Annotated in this window: 20 protein-coding genes; 9 read left to right on the top strand and 11 right to left on the bottom strand. The window is 55.9% G+C overall.

The window, feature by feature from the left end:
* The first annotated feature begins 72 nt into the window (after positions 1 to 72).
* The 5 genes from C8N36_RS16340 (at position 73) to C8N36_RS16320 (ending at position 6,161) form a co-directional block, all read left to right on the top strand.
* Positions 73 to 1,419 (top strand): glutamine synthetase family protein, encoded by a 1,347-nt coding sequence (locus C8N36_RS16340; protein ID WP_097805901.1) that lies wholly within the window; start codon positions 73 to 75, stop codon positions 1,417 to 1,419.
* Positions 1,420 to 1,486: 67 nt separating this feature from the next.
* Complete coding sequence (locus C8N36_RS16335; RefSeq protein WP_097805902.1) at positions 1,487 to 2,170, top strand: type 1 glutamine amidotransferase; 684 nt, start codon at positions 1,487 to 1,489, stop codon at positions 2,168 to 2,170.
* A complete protein-coding gene (locus tag C8N36_RS16330) occupies positions 2,167 to 3,525 on the top strand; it encodes a glutamine synthetase family protein (RefSeq protein WP_097805903.1) in 1,359 nt (452 codons plus the stop codon). Before C8N36_RS16335 ends, C8N36_RS16330 begins: the two co-directional genes overlap by 4 nt.
* A 9-nt stretch (positions 3,526 to 3,534) precedes the next feature.
* Entirely contained in the window at positions 3,535 to 4,836 is a 1,302-nt protein-coding gene (locus tag C8N36_RS16325; RefSeq protein WP_097805904.1) for an NAD(P)/FAD-dependent oxidoreductase, read from the top strand.
* 119 nt (positions 4,837 to 4,955) lie between these two features.
* On the top strand, positions 4,956 to 6,161 hold the full coding sequence (locus C8N36_RS16320; protein WP_245910899.1) for a DegT/DnrJ/EryC1/StrS family aminotransferase: 1,206 nt from the start codon (positions 4,956 to 4,958) through the stop codon (positions 6,159 to 6,161).
* A gap of 72 nt (positions 6,162 to 6,233) precedes the next feature.
* Here the strand turns inward: C8N36_RS16320 and phaR are convergent, their stop codons facing one another.
* Together phaR and xseA are read right to left on the bottom strand one after the other, a co-directional pair.
* Positions 6,234 to 6,800 (bottom strand): polyhydroxyalkanoate synthesis repressor PhaR, encoded by a 567-nt coding sequence (gene phaR / locus C8N36_RS16315; protein ID WP_097805905.1) that lies wholly within the window; start codon positions 6,798 to 6,800, stop codon positions 6,234 to 6,236.
* A gap of 95 nt (positions 6,801 to 6,895) precedes the next feature.
* Entirely contained in the window at positions 6,896 to 8,446 is a 1,551-nt protein-coding gene (gene xseA, locus C8N36_RS16310) for an exodeoxyribonuclease VII large subunit (protein ID WP_097805906.1), read from the bottom strand.
* A gap of 72 nt (positions 8,447 to 8,518) precedes the next feature.
* Between xseA and purD the strand changes: the two genes are divergently transcribed.
* Both purD and C8N36_RS16300 read left to right on the top strand, forming a co-directional pair.
* A complete protein-coding gene (gene purD, locus C8N36_RS16305) occupies positions 8,519 to 9,784 on the top strand; it encodes a phosphoribosylamine--glycine ligase (RefSeq protein WP_097805907.1) in 1,266 nt (421 codons plus the stop codon).
* Positions 9,777 to 10,343, top strand: a complete 567-nt coding sequence (locus tag C8N36_RS16300; protein WP_097805908.1) for a hypothetical protein — start codon at positions 9,777 to 9,779, stop codon at positions 10,341 to 10,343. The genes purD and C8N36_RS16300 overlap by 8 nt, the downstream gene beginning before the upstream one ends.
* On the opposite strand, the gene C8N36_RS16295 is transcribed toward C8N36_RS16300, so the two are convergent.
* Positions 10,336 to 10,893: a 5-formyltetrahydrofolate cyclo-ligase gene (locus C8N36_RS16295; RefSeq protein WP_097805909.1), complete on the bottom strand. Its 558-nt coding sequence runs from the start codon at positions 10,891 to 10,893 to the stop codon at positions 10,336 to 10,338. The two genes, C8N36_RS16300 and C8N36_RS16295, sit on opposite strands and share 8 nt — an antisense overlap.
* Before the next feature lie 9 nt (positions 10,894 to 10,902).
* Complete coding sequence (gene mgtE, locus C8N36_RS16290; protein WP_097805910.1) at positions 10,903 to 12,288, bottom strand: magnesium transporter; 1,386 nt, start codon at positions 12,286 to 12,288, stop codon at positions 10,903 to 10,905.
* Between the two features lie 134 nt (positions 12,289 to 12,422).
* On the opposite strand from mgtE, the gene guaD reads away from it, so the two are divergent.
* Positions 12,423 to 13,724: a guanine deaminase gene (gene guaD / locus C8N36_RS16285; protein ID WP_097805911.1), complete on the top strand. Its 1,302-nt coding sequence runs from the start codon at positions 12,423 to 12,425 to the stop codon at positions 13,722 to 13,724.
* A gap of 16 nt (positions 13,725 to 13,740) precedes the next feature.
* Here guaD and C8N36_RS16280 read toward each other — a convergent pair whose 3' ends face one another.
* From C8N36_RS16280 to C8N36_RS16265, 4 genes are all read right to left on the bottom strand, one after another.
* On the bottom strand, positions 13,741 to 14,169 hold the full coding sequence (locus C8N36_RS16280) for a CAP domain-containing protein (protein ID WP_245910897.1): 429 nt from the start codon (positions 14,167 to 14,169) through the stop codon (positions 13,741 to 13,743).
* Positions 14,170 to 14,196: 27 nt separating this feature from the next.
* Positions 14,197 to 15,531, bottom strand: a complete 1,335-nt coding sequence (locus C8N36_RS16275; RefSeq protein WP_097805912.1) for an 8-oxoguanine deaminase — start codon at positions 15,529 to 15,531, stop codon at positions 14,197 to 14,199.
* Positions 15,532 to 15,610: 79 nt separating this feature from the next.
* On the bottom strand, positions 15,611 to 16,408 hold the full coding sequence (gene hisN, locus C8N36_RS16270; protein ID WP_370739166.1) for a histidinol-phosphatase: 798 nt from the start codon (positions 16,406 to 16,408) through the stop codon (positions 15,611 to 15,613).
* A gap of 57 nt (positions 16,409 to 16,465) precedes the next feature.
* A complete protein-coding gene (locus C8N36_RS16265; RefSeq protein ID WP_097805967.1) occupies positions 16,466 to 16,837 on the bottom strand; it encodes a helix-turn-helix domain-containing protein in 372 nt (123 codons plus the stop codon).
* A 289-nt stretch (positions 16,838 to 17,126) separates the two neighbouring features.
* Between C8N36_RS16265 and C8N36_RS16260 the strand changes: the two genes are divergently transcribed.
* Positions 17,127 to 18,095, top strand: a complete 969-nt coding sequence (locus C8N36_RS16260) for an NADPH:quinone oxidoreductase family protein (RefSeq protein ID WP_097805914.1) — start codon at positions 17,127 to 17,129, stop codon at positions 18,093 to 18,095.
* A 37-nt stretch (positions 18,096 to 18,132) separates the two neighbouring features.
* Here C8N36_RS16260 and C8N36_RS16255 read toward each other — a convergent pair whose 3' ends face one another.
* The 3 genes from C8N36_RS16255 to C8N36_RS24525 all read right to left on the bottom strand — a co-directional run bounded on the left by C8N36_RS16255 (position 18,133) and on the right by C8N36_RS24525 (position 20,592).
* Positions 18,133 to 19,116 carry a Gfo/Idh/MocA family protein gene (locus tag C8N36_RS16255; RefSeq protein WP_097805915.1) on the bottom strand — a complete coding sequence of 328 codons (984 nt, stop codon included), beginning with the start codon at positions 19,114 to 19,116 and terminating at the stop codon, positions 18,133 to 18,135.
* Positions 19,117 to 19,228: 112 nt separating this feature from the next.
* Complete coding sequence (gene rpoH / locus C8N36_RS16250) at positions 19,229 to 20,125, bottom strand: RNA polymerase sigma factor RpoH (RefSeq protein ID WP_097805916.1); 897 nt, start codon at positions 20,123 to 20,125, stop codon at positions 19,229 to 19,231.
* Positions 20,126 to 20,316: 191 nt separating this feature from the next.
* Entirely contained in the window at positions 20,317 to 20,592 is a 276-nt protein-coding gene (locus C8N36_RS24525) for a DUF6525 family protein (RefSeq protein WP_097805917.1), read from the bottom strand.
* Between the last annotated feature and the right edge of the window lie 51 nt (positions 20,593 to 20,643).

Genomic DNA, 20,643 nt, shown 5'->3' with positions numbered 1-20,643 from the left:
TTGGCTCTTGCCAGTAGAGTTCTGTTGGCGTTACGGTGAATATGATCAAATTATTGAAGCTCAGGAACTCCGATGTCCGCCCCCACTTCTGAATGGCTTCGCGCCCATCCGCAGGCCCGAACCATCCGCGCTGCGGCTTGCGATCTAAATGGCGTGCCGCGCGGCAAACGAATGCCCATTCCCAGCGCTGAAAAAGTCCTGACCGATGGCACCCGCTTTCCAATGTCAGTTCTGAATCTCGACATTTGGGGCGAAGATATCGAAGACAGCCCTTTGGTCTTTGAGACCGGCGATGAAGACGGTCAATTGTTCGCGACAGATCGCGGTTTTGTTCCCATGCCTTGGCTGGATGCGCCGACTGGTCTTTTGCCGATCTGGATGTTCCACGAAGACGGCCGCCCTTATGACGGCGATCCGCGCCATGCACTGGCCCGGGTTGCTGATCGCTATACGGCGATGGGTCTGACCCCGGTTGTCGCGGTTGAGCTTGAGTTCTTTTTGATTGATGACAGCACCCGCAATTTGCAGATGCCTGTTAGCCCGAAATCCGGCAAGCGTCGCAAAGGTGCCGAAATTCTGTCTATTCGGGCACTGGACGCCTTCGACAAGTTTTTCACCGAACTTTATGACGCCTGCGAAGCCATGGAGATCCCTGCCGATACCGCGATTTCCGAAGCCGGTCTGGGCCAGTTCGAAATCAATCTGGTCCATGTCGCGGATCCCTTGCGCGCGGCCGATGATGCTTGGTTGTTCAAAATGTTGGTCAAAGGGCTGGCGCGGCGACACGGGTTCGCCGCAAGCTTTATGGCGAAACCCTATGATGATTATTCCGGCAGCGGTATGCATGCGCATTTCTCGGTTCTGGACAAAGACGGCACCAATATCTTTGATGATGGTGGTCCCAAAGGGACACCGGTTTTACAACATGCCATTGCCGGATGTTTGAACGCGCTGCAGGACAGCACCTTGGTTTTCGCCCCGCATGCGAATTCTTATGACCGCTTGGTGCCGGGATCTCATGCGCCGACAAGTGTTTGCTGGGCCTATGAAAACCGCACGGCTGCGATCCGTGTGCCATCAGGTGCACCGGTTGCCCGCAGGATCGAACACCGCGTTGCGGGCGGGGATGTGAACCCCTATCTGGTTCTGGCTGCCATCCTGGGCGCTGCGATGAACGGGATTGAGGATGCCGAACTGCCGCCGGCACCAATTACCGGAAACTCCTATGACCAAAACCTGCCGCAAGTGCCCGTTGATTGGAAAACTGCCATCGACCGGTTTGAATCCAGCCCGCATGTCCCGCGCATCTTTTCCGAGACTTTGATCAGCAACCTGCTGATGACCAAGAAACAAGAGCATCGTGATATGCAGGACCTGACACCGGCCGAGCAGGTTGAAATCTACCTCGATACTGTCTGACCTCAAAACACCCCGATCCCGGCGGGTGCCAAGCCCCCGACGATTGGGCGCAACACCATGGTGCACCGTGAAAATTGGCATATTACAAACCGGCCTTGTTCCCGAAAATCTAAGCGAGGAACATGGCGAATACCCGCAAGTCTTTATGAATTTCCTTGCAGGAAACAGGTTTGACTTTGAAACGTATTCTGTTGTGCGCGGCGAGTTCCCCAGCGGGCCAGAAGCCGCCGACGGCTGGTTGATCACCGGCTCGCGGCACGGAGCCTATGAAGATCACGCATGGATCGCGCCGCTTGAAGATTTGGTGCGCGGCGCTTTCGCGGCAGGCAAACCAGTGGTAGGAATTTGTTTTGGCCACCAGATCATCGCGCAGGCTTTAGGCGGCACCGTCGAAAAATTTCAGGGCGGCTGGGCCGTTGGCCCGCAGGTCTATGACCTCAACGGTGCTCAAGTTACGCTGAACGCATGGCATCAAGATCAAGTCACATCGCCCCCCAAAGGCGCAATCACCGTGGGCAGCAATGACTTTTGTGCCCACGCGGCCCTGCTCTACCCCGGGCAAGCCTATTCCGTGCAACCGCACCCGGAATTTAGCGACGCCTATACCAAAGGGCTGATCGACACACGCGGCCCCGGCATTGTCCCACAAAACATTCTGGACGACGCGGACGCCAAAATCGGCACACCATTGTCGCAAAAAGCATTGGCCGATCAATTTGCCTTATTTTTCCGAGAAGGGAGAATCGCATGAGCGATTGGATCAAGACCCTACCTGAATCCGCACAGACCTATTTGACCGGTCACCGGCTGGACGAGGTGGAATGTATCATCGCCGATCTGCCCGGTATCGCCCGCGGCAAGGCCGTTCCGGCATCGAAATTCGCACGCCAAAAGCATTTCCATTTGCCGGATTCAGTCTTTTTCCAAACCATCACCGGCGATTGGGGAGAAGCCGCAGATGATGATGGCTTTATCGAAAAAGACATGGTGTTGCGTCCCGATTTGACCACAGCCACTGCCGCCCCTTGGACCGGAGACTGGACACTGCAAGTGATCCACGACGCCTTTGACCGGCATGGGGAGCCCATTCCATACGCGCCGCGAAACGTCCTCAAGCGGGTTGTAGATTTGTACCATGCCCAAGGTTGGGAACCCGTTGTTGCCCCCGAGATGGAGTTTTTCCTGATCGCCCGCAACTTGGATCCTGCCCAAGACATCAAACCGATGACCGGCAGATCCGGTCGGCCCGCCGCCGCCCGTCAGGCCTATAGCATGACAGCCGTGGACGAGTTTGGCCCGGTGATCGATGACATCTATGATTTCGCCGAAGCCCAAGGGTTTGAGATCGATGGTATCACCCAAGAAGGCGGTGCCGGTCAGCTGGAAATCAACTTGCGGCACGGCGATCCCGTCAAATTGGCGGACGAGGTCTTTTACTTCAAACGCCTGATCCGCGAAGCCGCCCTGCGTCACGATTGTTTTGCAACTTTCATGGCCAAACCGATCGCTGACGAACCGGGCAGCGCCATGCACATCCACCACTCGGTGCTGGACGTGAAGACCGGTAAAAACATCTTTGTTGGCCCGCAAGAAGGAGAAACCGACGCGTTTTTCCACTTTATTGCCGGGCTGCAAACACACCTGCCGTCAGCGATTGCCGTCCTTGCGCCTTACGTGAATTCCTATCGCCGCTATGTCCGCGACCATGCCGCGCCGATCAATCTGGAATGGGCCCGTGACAATCGCACCACCGGCATTCGGGTGCCTTTGTCAGATCCGCAAGCGCGGCGGGTGGAAAACCGCATCGCGGGAATGGACTGCAATCCGTATTTGGGCATCGCCGCCTCACTGGCCTGCGGATATTTGGGTCTGATGGAAAAGAAACACCCCTCCAAACAATTTCGCGGTGATGCCTATCAAGGTGCTGGTGATATCCCCCGCGTTCAGGGACAAGCCTTGGATCTCTTTGCCAAGGCAGAGTCTTTGCACGAGGTGTTGGGAGTTGATTTTGCGCGGGTCTATGAAATCGTCAAGCGGGCGGAATATGATGAATTCTTGCAAGTGATTTCGCCGTGGGAGCGTGAACATTTGCTTCTGAACGTATAGGGGGACGGCGTGAACCTCCTGTTTTCCAATGACAAACGCGGCTCGCATCCAGACAGCTGGTATGCGGCCACCGCCGGTGATTATCCCCAGTTCGACAACCTGAAAGGCGCGGCATCGGCGGATGTCTGTATCATTGGCGGCGGCTTTACCGGCCTGTCAGCGGCTTTGCATTTGGCACAGGCAGGTGTGGATGTCGTCTTGCTGGAGGCACACCGCGTCGGTTTTGGCGCATCGGGACGAAACGGCGGGCAGTTGGGATCAGGCCAAAGGCAGGACCAAGAAACACTAGAGGCCATGGTGGGCCATGACGCAGCCCATAGAATGTGGGATTTGGGCCAAGACGCCAAGGCGTTGGTGCGCGATCTAATTGCCAAGCACAGCATTGACTGCGCGCTAAAGGATGGTGTCGCTTGGGCTGCAACCTCGGACAAGTCCACAGCTTGGACACATGGCTACGCCGAGCATTTGGCAAAGCACTATAACTATCCGGTTGAGATTTTGAATCGACAGCAGTTTCACAGCCTCTGTCCGTCGCCCGACTATCAAGGCGGAATGCTGGATAAGGGGGCCGCGCATCTGCACCCGTTGCGGTTGGCTTTGGGGCTGGCACGGGCCGCTGCAGATGCGGGCGCGCGGATTTATGAACGCGCCCATGTCCATCATGTCAAACCCGGGGGCAAAGCGCGGATCGCTACGGACGCCGGTCATGTCGAGGCCGATCATGTGATCTTTGCCGCCAACGGATACTTGGGCGGGTTGAACCGCAAGGTCGCCGCGCGGGTGATGCCGATCAATAACTTTATCGTAGCGACCAAACCGCTTGGCCCGCGCGCCGCCGACGTGCTGACCCGCGATGTCGCAGTCGCAGATGACAAGTTTGTCGTAAATTATTTCCGTCTGTCCGAAGACAAGCGCCTGCTGTTTGGCGGCGGCGAAAGCTATGGCTACCGCTTTCCGAGCGACATTCGCGCCGTGGTGTCAAAACCGATGTTAAAGGTGTTCCCCAGCCTCAAAGATGTCGAGCTGGACTATGCCTGGGGCGGCACGCTGGCGATCACGGTCAAACGCATGCCCCATTTGGCACGGGTTGGCCCCAATATGCTGTCGGCCTCGGGCTATTCCGGCCACGGTGTCGGCAATGCCATCCAAGCCGGACGCTTGCTGGCTGAGGCTATCAAGGGCCAGTCAAACGGTTTTGATGCCTTTGCAGCGCTACCCAGCCCCAGCTTTCCCGGGGGGGCGGGGCTGCGATCACCGCTACTGGCACTGGCAATGACGTGGTTTGCGATGCGCGATCGGTTCGGCCTTTAAATTTCATACCTTTACATGACGTTACGATGAAAATTCGCGTATATTGGCGGAAAATTCTTGGCCTGCGCACCGCTATACATTAAGAATATCGGAAACTGGAATTCAGGAAATTGAAATTCATGCTTCCCAATATGCACGATGCCGAACCCATCCCTGCAACTGCCCGCGCCGAAATTGACCGACTTTTGCAGTCAGGAGATCTGTTTCGCTACACCGCCCCAAAGGATGCCCCTGTCGCTTTGTTGGAAACGGAATTTGCCAGCCTTTTGGGCAGTAAATACGCCTTGGCGGTCAGCAGCTGCTCTGCGGCCTTGTTCTTGTCTCTCAAGGCGCTTGGCTTGCCCCGCGATGCGCGTGTGATGATCCCGGCCTTTACTTTTGCGGCTGTACCATCTGCGGTCATACACGCGGATTGCGTACCGGTTCTGTGTGAGGTCCAAGACAACTACCGGATCGATCTAGGGGATTTCGCGGCCAAACTGGAAGGGGTCCAAGCCGTGATCATCAGCCATATGCGTGGCCACACATCCGATATGGATGCGATCATGTCTCTGTGCACTGCCCGCAACATTCCGGTGATTGAAGATGCCGCGCATAGTCTGGGAACCACTTGGAATGGTCAGAACATCGGCACCATTGGCAAAGTCGGCTGTTTCAGCTTCCAAAGCTACAAGATGATCAACGCTGGCGAAGGCGGTATCATGGTAACCGATGACGCCGATCTGATCGCCCGCGCCGTGATCTTGTCCGGAGCCTATGAACACAACTGGCGCAAGCATATGGACCGCAAAGACAATTGTCCTGAGCTGGAGGCCGCGTTTGCGCTTTCGCAGAACAAACTGCCGCTGTACAACTTGCGCCTGTCCAACCTGTCAGCCGCTGTGATCCGCCCGCAATTGACTGTTCTGACCCAGCGGGTAAATGATGGCCGGCGCAATCATGACCGCGTGGCCAGCACCATCAATCGCAGTCCTTGGATCAGCGTTCCGGAAAAACTACCGGCTGAACAGAGGGCTCCGGATTCGCTGCAATTCAACCTTGTCGGCCTGCAGGACGAAGATGTTCTGGCCATTGTCGCCGCTGCAGAGTCTTTGGGAGTCAAAATTCAGGTCTTTGGTTTGTCTTCAGACAATGCCCGTGCCTTTTGGAACTGGCAGTTCCTGCCAGAGCAAACCGACCTGCCGCAAACCCGTTCAATGTTGATGCGAGCCTGCGACACAAGGTTGCCCGCCCGTCTCACCGAGAGCGAATGCGATATGGTCGCGGAAGTGTTGCTACAGGCTGTGGAACAAGTGATGGGACCGCTACGCGTCTACGGAACCTAGGGCTTTTTACAAGCAAAAGGCGGGGCAAACCCCGCCTTCTCGTGTCGCCGCTCAAACATGAGTTTGAGAAAACTACTTGTTCATTTTCGACAATTTGACCTGCAGATCGCTCAGCTGTTTGCGAATGGCATCCAAGTCTTCTTCCTTTTCAGGAACATCCTTCTTGGCACCTGTCTGACCAGCTGCAGCGCCGCCGGTCATCGCCTTCATAAAGGCCTCTTGCTGCGCCTGCATGGCTTCAAAACCCGGCATGCCCGACAACGGGTTCATTTTGGCCATGGGGTTCATGCCACCCATTTTCTCAACCCATTGGGATTGGCTGTCACGGAACATGTCGAAACTGGCCGCCAGAAACTGCGGAACGGAGCTGCCTGCTTGGGTGGTATAACTGCGCACCAGATCGGTCAGAATATTGATCGGAAGAACACTTTCGCCCTTGCTTTCGTGTTCGGCCACAATTTGCAAAAGATACTGACGGGTCAGGTCATCACCCGATTTCAGGTCAATAATCTGAACGTCGCGGCCATCACGGATAAAGCCCGCAATGTCCTCAAGGGTCACATAGTCCGACGTCTCAGTGTTATAAAGACGCCGACTGGCGTAGCGCTTTATCAAGAGCGGTTTAATTGTTTCGGCCATCTTCGCCTCCCCTACGATGCAGCATCGCAGCAAATCCTATGCGAGTGCAGCACAAAAAGAAAGCCTGCCATAAGGATAGGAGCACTTCCGTATCACTAAAACAGGCTGCCTTGCTCCGGCTTTGGTTTTTTGGCTGCTTTTCGGGGGCTTGGGCCGCCGCCAATTCGCATCTTTCCGTCTGCAAATTCAATCTCCAGACCTGATGCAGCCTCGGCCGCCGCTTTGTTGGTGACCACATGCCCGTCGCCATGCACCACCGCATAGCCGCGGCGCAGCGTTTCTTTATACCCCAAAGTTTCGCGCAACCGGTCCAAGGCACCCAGCCTTTGGCGAATCTCGGCGATGCGTTGATTTTGCGCTTCGTCCAAACGGCGGGACAGGCCCGTCAATCTATCTGATTGGGCCGAGATTTCCCGACGGATTGGCCGCAAAGACAGACCGTCCGATCGCCGCGCCAAGGCTTCACGCCGGGTTGCGACCAGCCTTGCAAGCGCAGGGGACAGCCGCATGGCCCGGTCCGATACCCGGCCGCGCTCTACTGCAATTGCTCGCCCCAGAACAGACGGCCGCAAACTTCCGGCGCTCTCAGACAACCTTAGTCTCTGCTGATCCACCAAGCGGCGCAGGGCCAGTGGCAATTTATCGCCTTGTATATCAAGCCGTTGTCGCGGCCCTTCCAAAAGGGTGTCGGCACGCGGCAAGGCACGAGATACATCGCGCAACCGCTGGCCACGTTGGTCCAACCGCTGTCCAACTGCCCGCGTTATACGGGCGTTGTAATCACGCAGCCCTGCCAAAAGCTCCATCCGAACCGGCACAGCCAGTTCAGCTGCCGCCGTCGGTGTTGGGGCCCGCATGTCGGAAACAAAGTCGATCAAGGTCGTATCTGTTTCATGCCCAACCGCCGAAATCAAAGGAATGTCCGAGGCCGCCGCGGCCCGCGCCACCAGCTCCTCGTTAAACCCCCAAAGGTCTTCGACCGAGCCGCCACCACGTGCAACAATCAACAAATCCGGTCTAGGCAATGCGCCGCCGGGCGTCATTGCGTTAAAACCTTCGATTGCGCGCGCCACTTCGGGGGCGCATTTGGTGCCCTGCACCGCCACTGGCCACACCAACACTTTGCGCGGAAACCTGTCCCGCAGCCGGTGCAGGATATCCCGAATAACAGCGCCCGAGGGGGATGTTACAACTCCAATGACGTCGGGCAGATAGGGCAGTTTTTTCTTGCGCTCCGGCGCGAATAGCCCTTCGGATTGCAAAAGCGCCTTGCGCTTTTCCAGCATCGCCATCAGCGCTCCGGCACCAGCGGGGCGAATTTCCTCAAGCACCAATTGGTATTTCGACTGCCCCGGAAAGGTTGTCATCTTGCCGGTGGCGATGACTTCCATTCCTTCTTCGGGTTGGGTTTGCTGCCGCGATGCGACACCTTTCCACATAATCGCCGCGATGACCGATTTGTCATCCTTGAGGTCAAGATAGATGTGGCCTGATCGTGGTCGGCTGACCCGCCCGACTTCACCGCGGACCCGGACAAATGAAAACTCGCCCTCAATTGTGCGTTTGACCGCCCCCGAAAGCTCGGTCACGGTAAATTCCGGTGCGTTGCCGCCCACGTCTTCTGGTCCGTCGTCGAAAAGGTCCATGATGCCTCGCTTGCCCTTGGCTCCTTGTGACTTTAGAACGCCGAGCAAGCAAGGCCAAGACAGGAGCGCGCCATGAACATCCTTATTCTCGGAAGCGGCGGGCGAGAGCACGCTTTGGCATGGGCAACCTTGCAAAACCCCAAGTGCGACAAGTTGATCGTTGCCCCCGGAAATGCCGGCATCGCGCAGATCGCGGAATGCGCCCAGTTTGATATAGACGATGGCGGCACCGTGGCGGAATTCGTCAGCGAAAACGCCATTGATCTGGTGATCATCGGCCCAGAGGCCCCTTTGGCAAACGGTGTGGCTGATCGCCTCCGCGAAGCCGGTGTATCCGTCTTTGGGCCGTCGGCTGCGGCAGCCAAACTTGAAGCATCCAAAAGCTTTACCAAAGAAATTTGCGACGCGGCAAAAGCCCCAACTGCAGCCTACGGCCATTTCACCGATGCGGATGCTGCCAAAGCGCATGTACACCAGACCGGCGCGCCGACTGTTGTCAAAGCCGACGGGTTGGCTGCTGGCAAGGGCGTCATCATCGCCGAAACCGTTGAAGAGGCCGAAGCTGCCATCGACGATATGTTTAGTGGCAGTTTTGGCGCTGCGGGTGCTGAGGTGGTAATCGAAGAATTCATGACCGGCGAAGAGGCGTCGTTCTTTGTGCTGGTCGATGGCGACACCTGCCTGCCCATCGGCACCGCCCAAGATCACAAACGTGTTGGCGAAGGCGATACCGGCCCGAACACCGGTGGTATGGGTGCCTATTCCCCTGCCCCGATCATGGACGACGCTGTCACTCAAAAGGCGCTGGATGAAATCGTGCGTCCGACAATGGCGGAAATGACCCGTCGCGGTGCGCCCTATCAAGGTGTGCTCTATGTCGGGTTGATGATTGAAAACGGCCAGCCTCGTTTGGTGGAATATAACGTCCGCTTTGGCGACCCCGAATGTCAGGTTTTGATGCTCCGCCTCGGCGCACAAGCACTGGATTTGATGCAAGCTTGCGCCGAAGGCCGCTTGGAAGAGGCGCAGGTCACTTGGGCTGATGACCATGCTGTAACCGTTGTTATGGCGGCAAACGGTTACCCTGGGCCTTATCAAAAAGGGTCACGGATCAATGGCTTGGATGCGCTGGCCAATGACAGCACCAATATGATGTTCCATGCAGGCACCGCGTCTGAGGCCGGACAGATATTGGCCACCGGTGGCCGCGTTCTCAACGCAACAGCGCGCGGCGCGACCCTGCAAGAGGCCCGCGATCGCGCTTACGCTTTGGTGGATGGTGTAGATTGGCCAGACGGCTTTGTGCGCCGTGATATCGGGTGGCGCGCCCTTGGCTGAGGTCTTTTCCTTTCGCCCGGCCCTCTTGCGCAGGGTTGCTGACTGGCACATTGCCGGTCACACCCTGACGGGGCCGGATGGCGATTGCGATCTAAGATCTGTGACACGGTTGCGTTGGGTAAACCACCGGATCGCCGACAGCCGTATGACCCGGCTCGACTTGGTTTCCCCAACGGGAACCACTCAAATCGCCTTGAACATCGGGTCAGCCGCTGGCGACGATGATCCCGACCGCGCAGCGCATTTGGCTTTGTGTGCCAGCGTTGCGCAGCTGCTTGCCAGTCACAATTCCGCTTTGCCGGTGTATCTGGGCGACTCCCCCGGTGCACAATGGGCCATGTTTGCAGTTGGCCTGCTCACCTTGGCTGGCGGGTTGGGTCTTGCCATTGCCATCGGGATCTCGGGCCTCAGCAGCGACCGGTTAAGCGCCGTTGCAATGCCTGTGCTTTTGCTGATCGGATTGGGTGCTTTTATCGTTAAAGCCAACGGACCGTGGCGCAAACCCGTGCAAATATCGGTCGAAGGGCTGACAAAGGTTCTGGCTCCCAACGTTAGCTGATCTGCAAAACACCATTCTCGGTGACAATCATATCTAGCGGCTGATCGGTGGCCTCGAGCGGTAGATTGTCTGCTTCTTGCGCGGCAAAAGCGAACCCGATGGCAAGCGTCGCACGCTTGGCGCGCAGCCCTTCCAGAGTCCGGTCATAAAACCCGCCGCCATAGCCCAAACGGCCACCGTCACGGCTGAAGGCAACCAGCGGGACAATTAAAATCTCTGGCTCGAAATAAACCAAATCCGCAGGAATTTTTGCGCCAAATGGCCCATCTTCCAATGCACAATCCGGCTCCCACTCGGCAAACCGCAATGGCTGACCAGCGGCCGTAATCACTGGAACCCCGACAGGTCCATGCGCTGCGGCTTCTTCCATTGCTGGGACAGGATTGATTTCCGTCCGGATGGGCATGTAGCCAGACAATGGTACGCCGCGATATCCCGCTAAAACTGAACTCAAATGGCCCGAGGCACCTCCAAGACGGGTGTCAAAGGCAATCTTGCGCCGTGCAAAAGCATCCTTGCGCGCCTGCGCTTTTTGATCGTCTAGTGTCATTCCCGCCCCCTAAAGCAAAACAATCGTGGCCAAGCCCAAAAAGGCAAAAAAACCAACCACATCGGTTACCGTCGTGACAAATGTCCCCGATGCCAAAGCAGGATCGACCCCGGCCTTTTCCATCACAAGCGGGACAGCAATTCCCGACAGCCCGGCAACCACAAGGTTGATCACCATCGCCGCCGCAATCACCGCGCCAAGACCCGGCGAACCAAACCAAAAGACGCCAACCGCCCCCATGATCACGGCAAAAACCACCCCGTTCACAAACCCCACCAAAATTTCACGCCTGATCACGCGCCAGACATTGGCACCGGTCAAATCTTTGGTGGCCAAGGCCCGCACTGCAACTGTCAGCGATTGTGTCCCTGCATTGCCCCCCATAGACGCCACAATGGGCATCAAAACCGCCAATGCCACCAGTTGACCAATCGCAGCTTCGAACTGGGCGATGACCAAGGATGCCAACACCGCCGTCAGCAAGTTGACCGCAAGCCAAGGCAGCCTCCGTTTGATGGTATCAGCGACGCGATCAGACAGTCGGCTTTCGCTGTCCACACCGGCCAATCGCAAGATGTCCTCTTCGTTTTCTTCGTCTAAAACCGCCATGGCATCATCAATGGTAATCACGCCAACCAAACGGTCGTTTTCATCCACAACCGGCGCTGAAATAAGATGATATTGGTTGAACGCATAGGCCACATCGCCCTCATCTTGTGTGACCGGAATGGTTTGGAAACTTTCTTCCAGAATCGAAGCCAACAGCGTTGCGCGACCGGACGACATCAGCCGCCCCAAAGTGACATTGCCAAGCGGACGCATCCGGGGATCAACCAAAACAACGTGATAAAACTGTTCTGGTAAACTCTCTGCATTGCGCAGAAAATCGATGGTCTCGCCTACGTTCCAATGATCCGGAGCCATAACGACTTCGCGCTGCATCAAACGGCCTGCCGAGAATTCCGGATAGGTCATCGACTGTTCAACAGCGGCCCGGTCACTGTCTTCAAGAGCATCAAGAATCGCTTCGTGTTGCGGTTCGTCCAGATCCTCTAGCAGGTCAACAACATCATCGGTTTCAAGGTCTCGCACCGCCTCGGCCAAAACCTCGGGGTGCAAGATGCTAATCACACTTTCACGGATAGTTTCATCCAGCTCGGAGAGGATATCACCGTCGAAATCCTGCCCGTACAGACGCACCAGCGCCGCCCGGTCGGCACCGTTGATCTGCTCCAACAAGTCGGCGATATCGGCCGCGTGCAGCGGCTCCATCAGCTGAACCAATGCGTCCCGATCAGCACGATCCACCGCAAACAAGATCCGGGCGACGTTTTTGCGATCCAAGGCGTATTCTGTATCAGAATCGGATATTTGCTGCTGGTTGATTTCGGCCATTTGCGCCCCCGGTCAATTCGCCCTGACTGTAGAGGATGGCCGCGTTGGGGAACAGACCACTTGCACTTAGCTGGCGCAGTAATTTACCCTTAGCACTCTTGAGCATAAGGTATGCTGCCAGGACAGGAGATGTCATGACCCAACCCACGCTACACCTTGGTCAAACGCTGCGCTTTGAGGGCGATCCGTTTGCCGATGGGCTCGATGCGGCCAAGCATGAAACCCGTGGTGCCATTCTGGTCGAAGACGGGATAATTCATGCTGTCGGACCGGCTGCAGATTTGCGCGCTGCGTATCCTTGGGCACCGACCGTGGATCACGGGGATGGCTTGATCGTCGCAGGATTCGTGGATGCCCATGCCCACTATCCGCAAACCGGAATCATCGCCAGTTGGGGAAAACGACTGATAGATTGGCTGAACAGCTATACCTTCCCAGAAGAAATGCGGTTTGGCGATGCAGACTATGCGGCAGAAATTGCCGAACGGTATCTGGATTTTTTGCTGACAAACGGGACAACCAGCGTTTGTTCGTTTTGCACGATCCATCCGGAATCAGTCGACGCTTTGTTCACCGCAGCGCGGGCGCGTGGTATGCGAATTGCTGCCGGTAAAACCTGTATGGACCGCAATGCACCGGACGGGCTGCGCGACACGCCAAAATCCGCTTACGATGACAGCGCAAGACTTTTGAACAAATGGCACGGAAAAGCGCGTGCCTCTTATGTCATAACGCCGCGGTTTTCTCCGACATCTACGCCGGAGCAACTTGAAGCGCTTGGCGCGCTGTGGACCGAGCACCCAGATTGCCTGATGCAAACCCATCTGAGCGAGCAGACCGATGAAATCGCTTGGGTTAAATCGCTATATCCGCAAGCGCGCGATTATCTGGATACCTATGAGGCTTTTGGCCTGCTCGGAGAAAGGGGCCTGTATGGCCACGCCATCCATCTTGAGGACCGCGAAAAGGCCAAATTGTTGGAACATGGGGCCGCTCTTGTTCATTGCCCAACCTCAAACACCTTTATCGGGTCGGGCCTGTTCGACATGGGCGGGTTGAAGTCTGATGGCCAGATCGTTGGCTTAGCGACAGATACTGGCGGCGGTTCTTCATTTTCGATGCTCCGCAGTATGGCTGCCGCTTATGAGATCGGGCAATTGCGCGGTACGCCGCTTCATGCTGCACAATTGATCTGGCTTGCCACTTCCGGATCTGCGCGGGCACTCCATCAACACAACCGCATAGGAAATCTGGGCGCGGGAATGGAGGCAGATTTTGTCGTGCTCGATCTGGCGTCAACACCGGCAATTGCGCAGCGCAGCACCCGCGCCCAAGACATTTGGGAGGCTCTATTCCCCACAATTATGATGGGCGATGACCGGGCAATTGCATCCACCTATGTCGCAGGCAAACAAATGAAACCGGCTGCACCTTAAAGAGTTCGTCGCAAATTCAAGAACATCCCGAGCTTCCCAGCACCATCACCCAATAGTCTCCTGGTGCTTTGACCAGACCGTATTCGGTGATTTTGCTGTTCAGCAGGTTTTTGCGATGCCCGTCAGAGGCGGCCCAACCGGTCATGACCTCGGTCAGGCTGCCCTGCCCTTGTGCGATATTTTCGGCAACGACACAGGGGCCATAGCCTGTGCGCCGCACCCGTTGCATGAGGCTGGAACCGTCAGACCCTTGATGTGCAAAGAATGTGTTGCGCGACATGTCCATGGCATGGGCCATGGCTGCCTGTTCCAATCGACTGGATGGTTTCACAGGGCCCAGCCCTTGTTCAGCCCTTAGACCGTTGATCATTTGACGCGCTTGTTGTGCATAAACAGCTGTTGAAAGACCAAACACCATCATCAAAACCAAAACCAAGCGCGTCATCGCAATTCCTTACATTTCAGGAGCACCCTATTGTGACAAACCCTGTGCTAGCCGATTCTGTTTAACAATGGCCTTCTCGAGGTCAATTGTGACAACGTGACCGTCGCGCACCACTTGCCGCCCCTCAACGAAAAGGTGTTGGGCCCGTGTCGGCCCGGCAAGGACCAAAGCAGCCGGATCCCAACTGCCAGCGCTTTCAATGCCACTGACGTTCCAAAGCGCCAGATCCGCCCGTTTCCCGACCGCAACTTGACCGCAATCAAACCGGCCCAAGACTTCGGCACCGCCACGGGTTGCGATACGCAATGCCTCCCGGGCGCTCATAGCATCAGCCCCCTGTGACACGCGTTGTAAAAGCATGGTTTGCCGGGCTTCTAGCATCAGATTGCTTGAATCATTGCTGGCAGATCCATCCACCCCAAGCCCGACCGGAACCCCTGCGTCGCGCATTGCACGCACCGGAGCAATCCCGGATCCAAGCCGGCAGTTCGAGCAAGGGCAATGGGCGACACCAGTCTTGGATTTTGCGAAAAGATCAATCTCTTGCCCGTCCAGTCTCACACAATGCGCATGCCAGACATCGGACCCGGTCCAACCAAGATCTTCGGCATATTGCCCAGGTCGGCAGCCAAATTGCGCCTCGCTATAGGCTATATCTTCTTCGTTTTCCGCAAGGTGAGTGTGCATCATCACCCCTTTGTCGCGTGCGAGAAGCGCAGCATCGCGCATCAATTCGCGACTCACCGAAAACGGCGAACATGGCGCAACACCAACCCGAACCATCGCCCCGTCAGAACTGTCGTGAAAACTGTCAATAACCCGGATGCAATCTTCAAGAATGCTCCCCTCGTCCTCAACCAGACTGTCAGGCGGCAAGCCGCCTGCGCTTTCGCCGATGCTCATGGCTCCACGCGTCGGGTGAAAACGAATCCCCAGCTCTGTTGCGGCATGGATCGTATCCTCAAGTCGCGATCCGTTGGGATACAAATACAAGTGGTCCGAGCTCAGCGTACACCCCGACAGCGCCAGCTCTGCCAGCCCTATTTGAGCGGAGATAAACATTTCTTCCGGGCCAAACCGCGACCAGATCGGGTAGAGCGTCTGGAGCCAGCCGAACAAAAGGGCATCCTGCCCCCCCGGAACGGCACGGGTCAGAGTTTGGTACAAGTGGTGGTGGGTATTGACCAACCCAGGCGTCACAACGCAGTGAGATGCATCAATCACCTCGCCAGTGCTGTGCAGATTTTGGCCAATTTCCGCAATGACTCCGCCCTTTAGACGAATATCAGTTTTGGTCAACTCGCGGCCCAAATCATCCATCGTCAGGACAGTAAGGGCGTTGCGGATGAGGAATTCCTTCATCACGATCTCCGCCCTTTTCGGTGTTTCGAAGCCAAACGGTGCCAGAAAAGGGAAGGACACACCGTGCAGCTTAGGTTATTTATCCAGTTTTTTTCAGCAAAGCCAAGGCCTGAGCATGAAGTTCCGGTGTCGACGCGGCCAGCGCCGTGCCGCCATTGTGCGCCGGGTTGCCTTCCCAATCCGTGACAATACCACCAGCAGCCTCAATTACCGCAATTGGGGCCTGAATGTCATAGGCTTGCAATCCCGCCTCGATGACCAAGTCAATGTGACCTGCCGCCAAAAGAGCATAGGCATAGCAATCCATACCATAACGAGCCAGCTTGGCGCGGGCCGCCACCCGGCCGAATGCAGCGGCTTGTTCAGGTGTGCCAACCTCAGGAAATGTGGTAAAAACGATCGCATCTTGAATAGTTTGGGTTGTCCGCACTTGCATAGTACCGCCGCCATGCGGACCGGTCCAATCTGCGCGTCCAAATCCTCCGATAAACCGCTCACCTGTGTAGGGTTGGTCGATGATCCCCATTTGGGGGCCGCTTTCATCAGACAGTGCAATCAACACCCCCCAAGTGGGCGTTCCGGAAAGAAAGCCTCGGGTGCCATCAATGGGATCCAAAACCCAAGTGAGCCCGCTTTCGCCAGAAGTAACACCAAATTCTTCGCCAAAAATCGCATCCATCGGACGGCGTTCGGCCAGAACATCCCGCATGGCGATTTCGGCAGCGCGGTCGGCTTGGGTTACCGGATCGAACCCTTGGCTCAGCTTGTTATCTGCCTGCAAATTCGCCGATCGAAAGTGAGGCAAAATCGCCAGTCGCGCCGCGTCAGCCAATGCCTCAGCAGTTTGAATCAGGTCTGATTGTAGGTTTAGTGGCAGCAATTGCGCGCCCTCCGGTACAGTTCAAAGACCTGTTACCGCAGGGCCGCGTTTGGCTCAAGCAACGTCGGACAAAACCCGTGCCAATTCGAACAAGCGACGACGTTGGTTTTCTGGAATTGCATAATAGGACCGCACCAGATCAAGTGCTTCTTTGTCACCCAAAATATCGGCCGGAACGTTGTCAGATGTGCTGGACTGGGTCCCCTCGGCTTCAATGCCTTCGAAGAAGAAGCTGACTGGCACCTCCAAAGCTTCAGCAATATCCCAAAGCCGGGACGCGCTGACGCGGTTGGCACCGGTTTCGTATTTTTGGATCTGTTGGAACTTGATTCCAACTTTTTCGGCCAGCTGCTGCTGCGTCATTCCCACCAACCACCGGCGGTGACGAATTCGTTTGCCGACATGTACATCTACCGGATGCGCCATTTTTCGATTCCCGTTCATTGTTTCTTGGGCGGGCCAATAAAGCGCGCCAAGCGCTTTTTGATTACTCAACCCGAACCTGTGCGCTTCATAACGTAAATTGATACAGCAAAAATGAGGTTAAAATCAAGGCATATGCAGCCTTAAAGATGGTAAAATTGCTCGCAAATCAACACAAAGTTGCAATCCATCTGTTATCTCCTCGTTCATAATTGCCCCACTTTGTGCCCCTGCACTGTTTGACAGGCATAGCTGGATTTTGCACTGATGCGCATAACAACCGGAGACAGCTATGCGCGCCTATCGACTCATCAGTCACGAATCCCCACCTTCAATCATAGATTGTGAAGCACCCGAGCCAAAACACCAAGAGCTGCGATTGAAGATCGCGACCTGCGGGCTGAATTTCGCCGATCTCTTGATGATGAAGGGGACATATCAAGAAACACCTGCACTGCCGTTCACCTTGGGGATGGAGGTTGCAGGCATCGTTGATAAGGTTGGTGCCGGGGTGACTGGCTTCAACATCGGGGATCGTGTTGCCGTCTTTGGTGGTCAGGGTGGTCTGGCCGAATTCGGGTGCTTTGACGCAGCGCGCGCAGTCAAAATTCCGGACAGTATGGGTTGGACAGACGCTGCCGCCCTGCAAATCGCCTATGGAACATCGCATGTGGCGCTGGATCATAGGGCCCGCTTGCAGCCTGACGAAACTCTTTTGGTTCTCGGGGCCGCTGGCGGCGTCGGTCTTACAGCTGTCGAAATTGGTAAGTTGATGGGGGCCACTGTTGTCGCGTGCGCCCGCGGTGCCGATAAACTGCAAGCCGCAAAACAGGCCGGTGCAGATCATTTGATTGATGCCAGCACTCAAGACATTCGCGCCGAAATGAAAAAACTGGGCGGTGCGGATGTGGTCTATGACCCCGTCGGTGGAGATCAGTTTACGGCTGCCTTCCGGTCATGCAACCCCGAAGCCCGCATCCTGACCATCGGCTTTGCAAGCGGCGACGTCCCGCAAATCAAGGCCAATCATCTTCTGGTCAAGAATATCTCGGTTCTGGGTGTCTATTGGGGCGGCTACTTGTCATTCCGCCCCGAAGTTTTGACAGGATCATTGTCGCAACTGATGGAGTGGCACAGCCAGGGCCGGATCACGCCGCATGTCAGCAATATCCTTCCGATGGAGCGTGCAGCAGAAGGAATGGAGCTTTTGCGGACGCGCAAATCTACCGGAAAAGTGGTCATCACCATTCAGGATATTTGACAAGCCATAATACCAAAGACGACCAAATGGGCGGGGGTTATTCCCCGCTCTCTTTTTCCCAAACCATATCAATCATCTGCTGTGTGCCTTTGCTAAACTCCAAAGGACACGGATACTCAGTTCCATCCAGAACCGAAGCATTAAATGCTTCGACCTGAAGCACGTAATGATTATCTGCAGGGTAGCGAATGACCTGTACTTCCAGCCCAGCGCGACCTTGGGTTTGGAGCTCAATCCGCGCTTCGCCATAGGAATTGGCATTGAACGGCGCACTTAGGCGCATGACGCCTGTGTCACCGTGGAACACCATTTCTTGCCAAGGGGCCATGCGCATCGACACAACACCCGTGTAATGAAAGGACGGAAACTGGGCTGTGATATGGCTCCAGACATCGACCCCGTGCTCGCGTTTGATTTCCGTTGTCAGGATTTGCTCCGGCTCTTCGCCGGTGACAAAGCGGGCGGCACCGTAGATATAGACACCGATGTCAGGAATTGCCCCGCCGCCTTTGGTCGGGTCATTGCGGATATTTTTGGTTTCTTCGGCATTGTTGTAGGAAAACGCCGCTGACACACGCAGCAATTTGCCAATCGCCCCTTCTTCAACAAGCGCTTTGGCCCGAATCCATTGAGGGTGATGCACGATCATATAGGCCTCTGCGGCCACCAACCCTGTCTGATCACGCAGTGCAATCACCCGATCAAAATCCGGTGCAGACATCGCCAGCGGTTTTTCCACCAGCACATGTTTTCCGGCCTTGAGCGCCTTGCACGCCCATTCGACATGCAAGTGATTTGGCAGCGGTATATAGACCGCATCGATTTGAGGATCATGTATCAGCGCATCGTAACTGTCATGCACTGTGATGCCGGGGGCCAGGTTTTGAAACGGCCTGGCCTTGTCTTCCGACGAGGTCGCCAAAGCCGCCAACCGTCCACGGCCACCCGCATTCAGGGCTGGCCCCATATGTTCCCGCGCAAACTTAGACGCGCCCAAAATTCCCCAACGAACATATGTCATAATCAATCCCCCTCATGTTAGCGCGAAACCTATGCCAGCTTAGCGCAAAAACAAAGGCCCCTTTCCGGAAGGAGGAAAGAGGCCTTTGTCGGGGAAGAAGTGATCTTCGGGTTTAAGTGCGAACCAACATGCCTTGGTCGCGGGCCAATTCACGCATGCGCTTTTGCAGCTTTTCAAAAGCACGCACTTCGATCTGGCGAATGCGTTCGCGACTGACGTCATACTGTCCGGACAGATCTTCGAGCGTGACAGCGTTTTCGGCCAGACGGCGCTGCGTTAGAATATCCTTTTCCCGGTCGTTCAACACATCCATCGATTCAGCCAGCAAGGCGCGGCGTGCTTCCAGCTCATCGCGTTCAGCGTAGTCGCCGGCTTGATCGGCATCTTCGTCCTCAAGCCAGTCTTGCCATTGCATGGTGCCTTCGCCTTCGGATCCAACCGTGGCGTTCAGCGACGCATCCCCGCCCGACATCCGCCGGTTCATCGAGATAACGTCCTTTTCAGACACGCCCAGATCTGTGGCGATTTTGGTCAGGTGCTCGGGGCGTAGATCGCCCTCTTCCAACGCGCCAATACGGGATTTGGCTTTGCGCAGGTTAAAGAACAACTTCTTTTGCGCCGAGGTCGTGCCCATTTTCACCAGCGACCACGACCGCAGGATATATTCCTGAATCGAGGCGCGGATCCACCACATGGCATAGGTCGACAGACGAAACCCTTTGTCGGGATCAAAGCGTTTCACCGCCTGCATCAGACCAACGTTTGCTTCGGACACAACTTCGGCTTGCGGCAGACCATAGCCACGATAGCCCATTGCGATCTTGGCAGCCAAACGCAGGTGACTGGTCACCAGTTTATGCGCGGCGCGGCTGTCTTCTTTTTCGACCCAAGCTTTGGCGGCCATGAATTCTTCTTCAGGCTCCAGCAAGGGAAACTTGCGGATTTCTTGTAAATAGCGGTTCAGCCCGCCTTCAGGCGTTGGGGCTGGAAGGTTTGCGTAATTGCTCATTATCCCTGTTCCTCCAATCAATGTTATGACCGTTAACATTCAGATGGGGAGCGCTAACACCAATTGCAAGAGGCGCGCTCCGGTTTGTTGATACTAATGTAATCCTGCTAACCGGCTATGTAACCCGTGTAACCCTGCGCTCACGCACAGGTGCTCTGTGTTACAGCGTACTAACCTGCATGCGCTCACTCTCAACAGTCAGGAATCCCGCCATTTTGAAATATGCATCGGTCTTTGGACAAGCAGACCCTTTCTGCGTCTTGTAAGCGGACCAAAGCATCGGCTTCTGATCCACCGGCTGCAAACGCTGCCCGCCATATCCGCAAACAAGACGCTGGGGACCATGGCAAGGCAGCTTGCGCCATCCAGTTTCGCAAGGGTTTGGGCAAGGAATCGTATGTTTTCATTGGATTGGCCTTGCGATTGCGCCTGCGCAAGGAAGAAGCGCCCAGATTGTTCAGTTTCATAACGAGCCGTGTTGGGAATGATATTTGATATGTTATATCATCACACTTTCA

Origin of the sequence: Pelagimonas varians (assembly GCF_003208435.1) — a bacterium.
Classification (GTDB): Bacteria; Pseudomonadota; Alphaproteobacteria; order Rhodobacterales; family Rhodobacteraceae; genus Pelagimonas; species Pelagimonas varians.
This window is presented reverse-complemented; position numbering and strand designations above follow the sequence as displayed.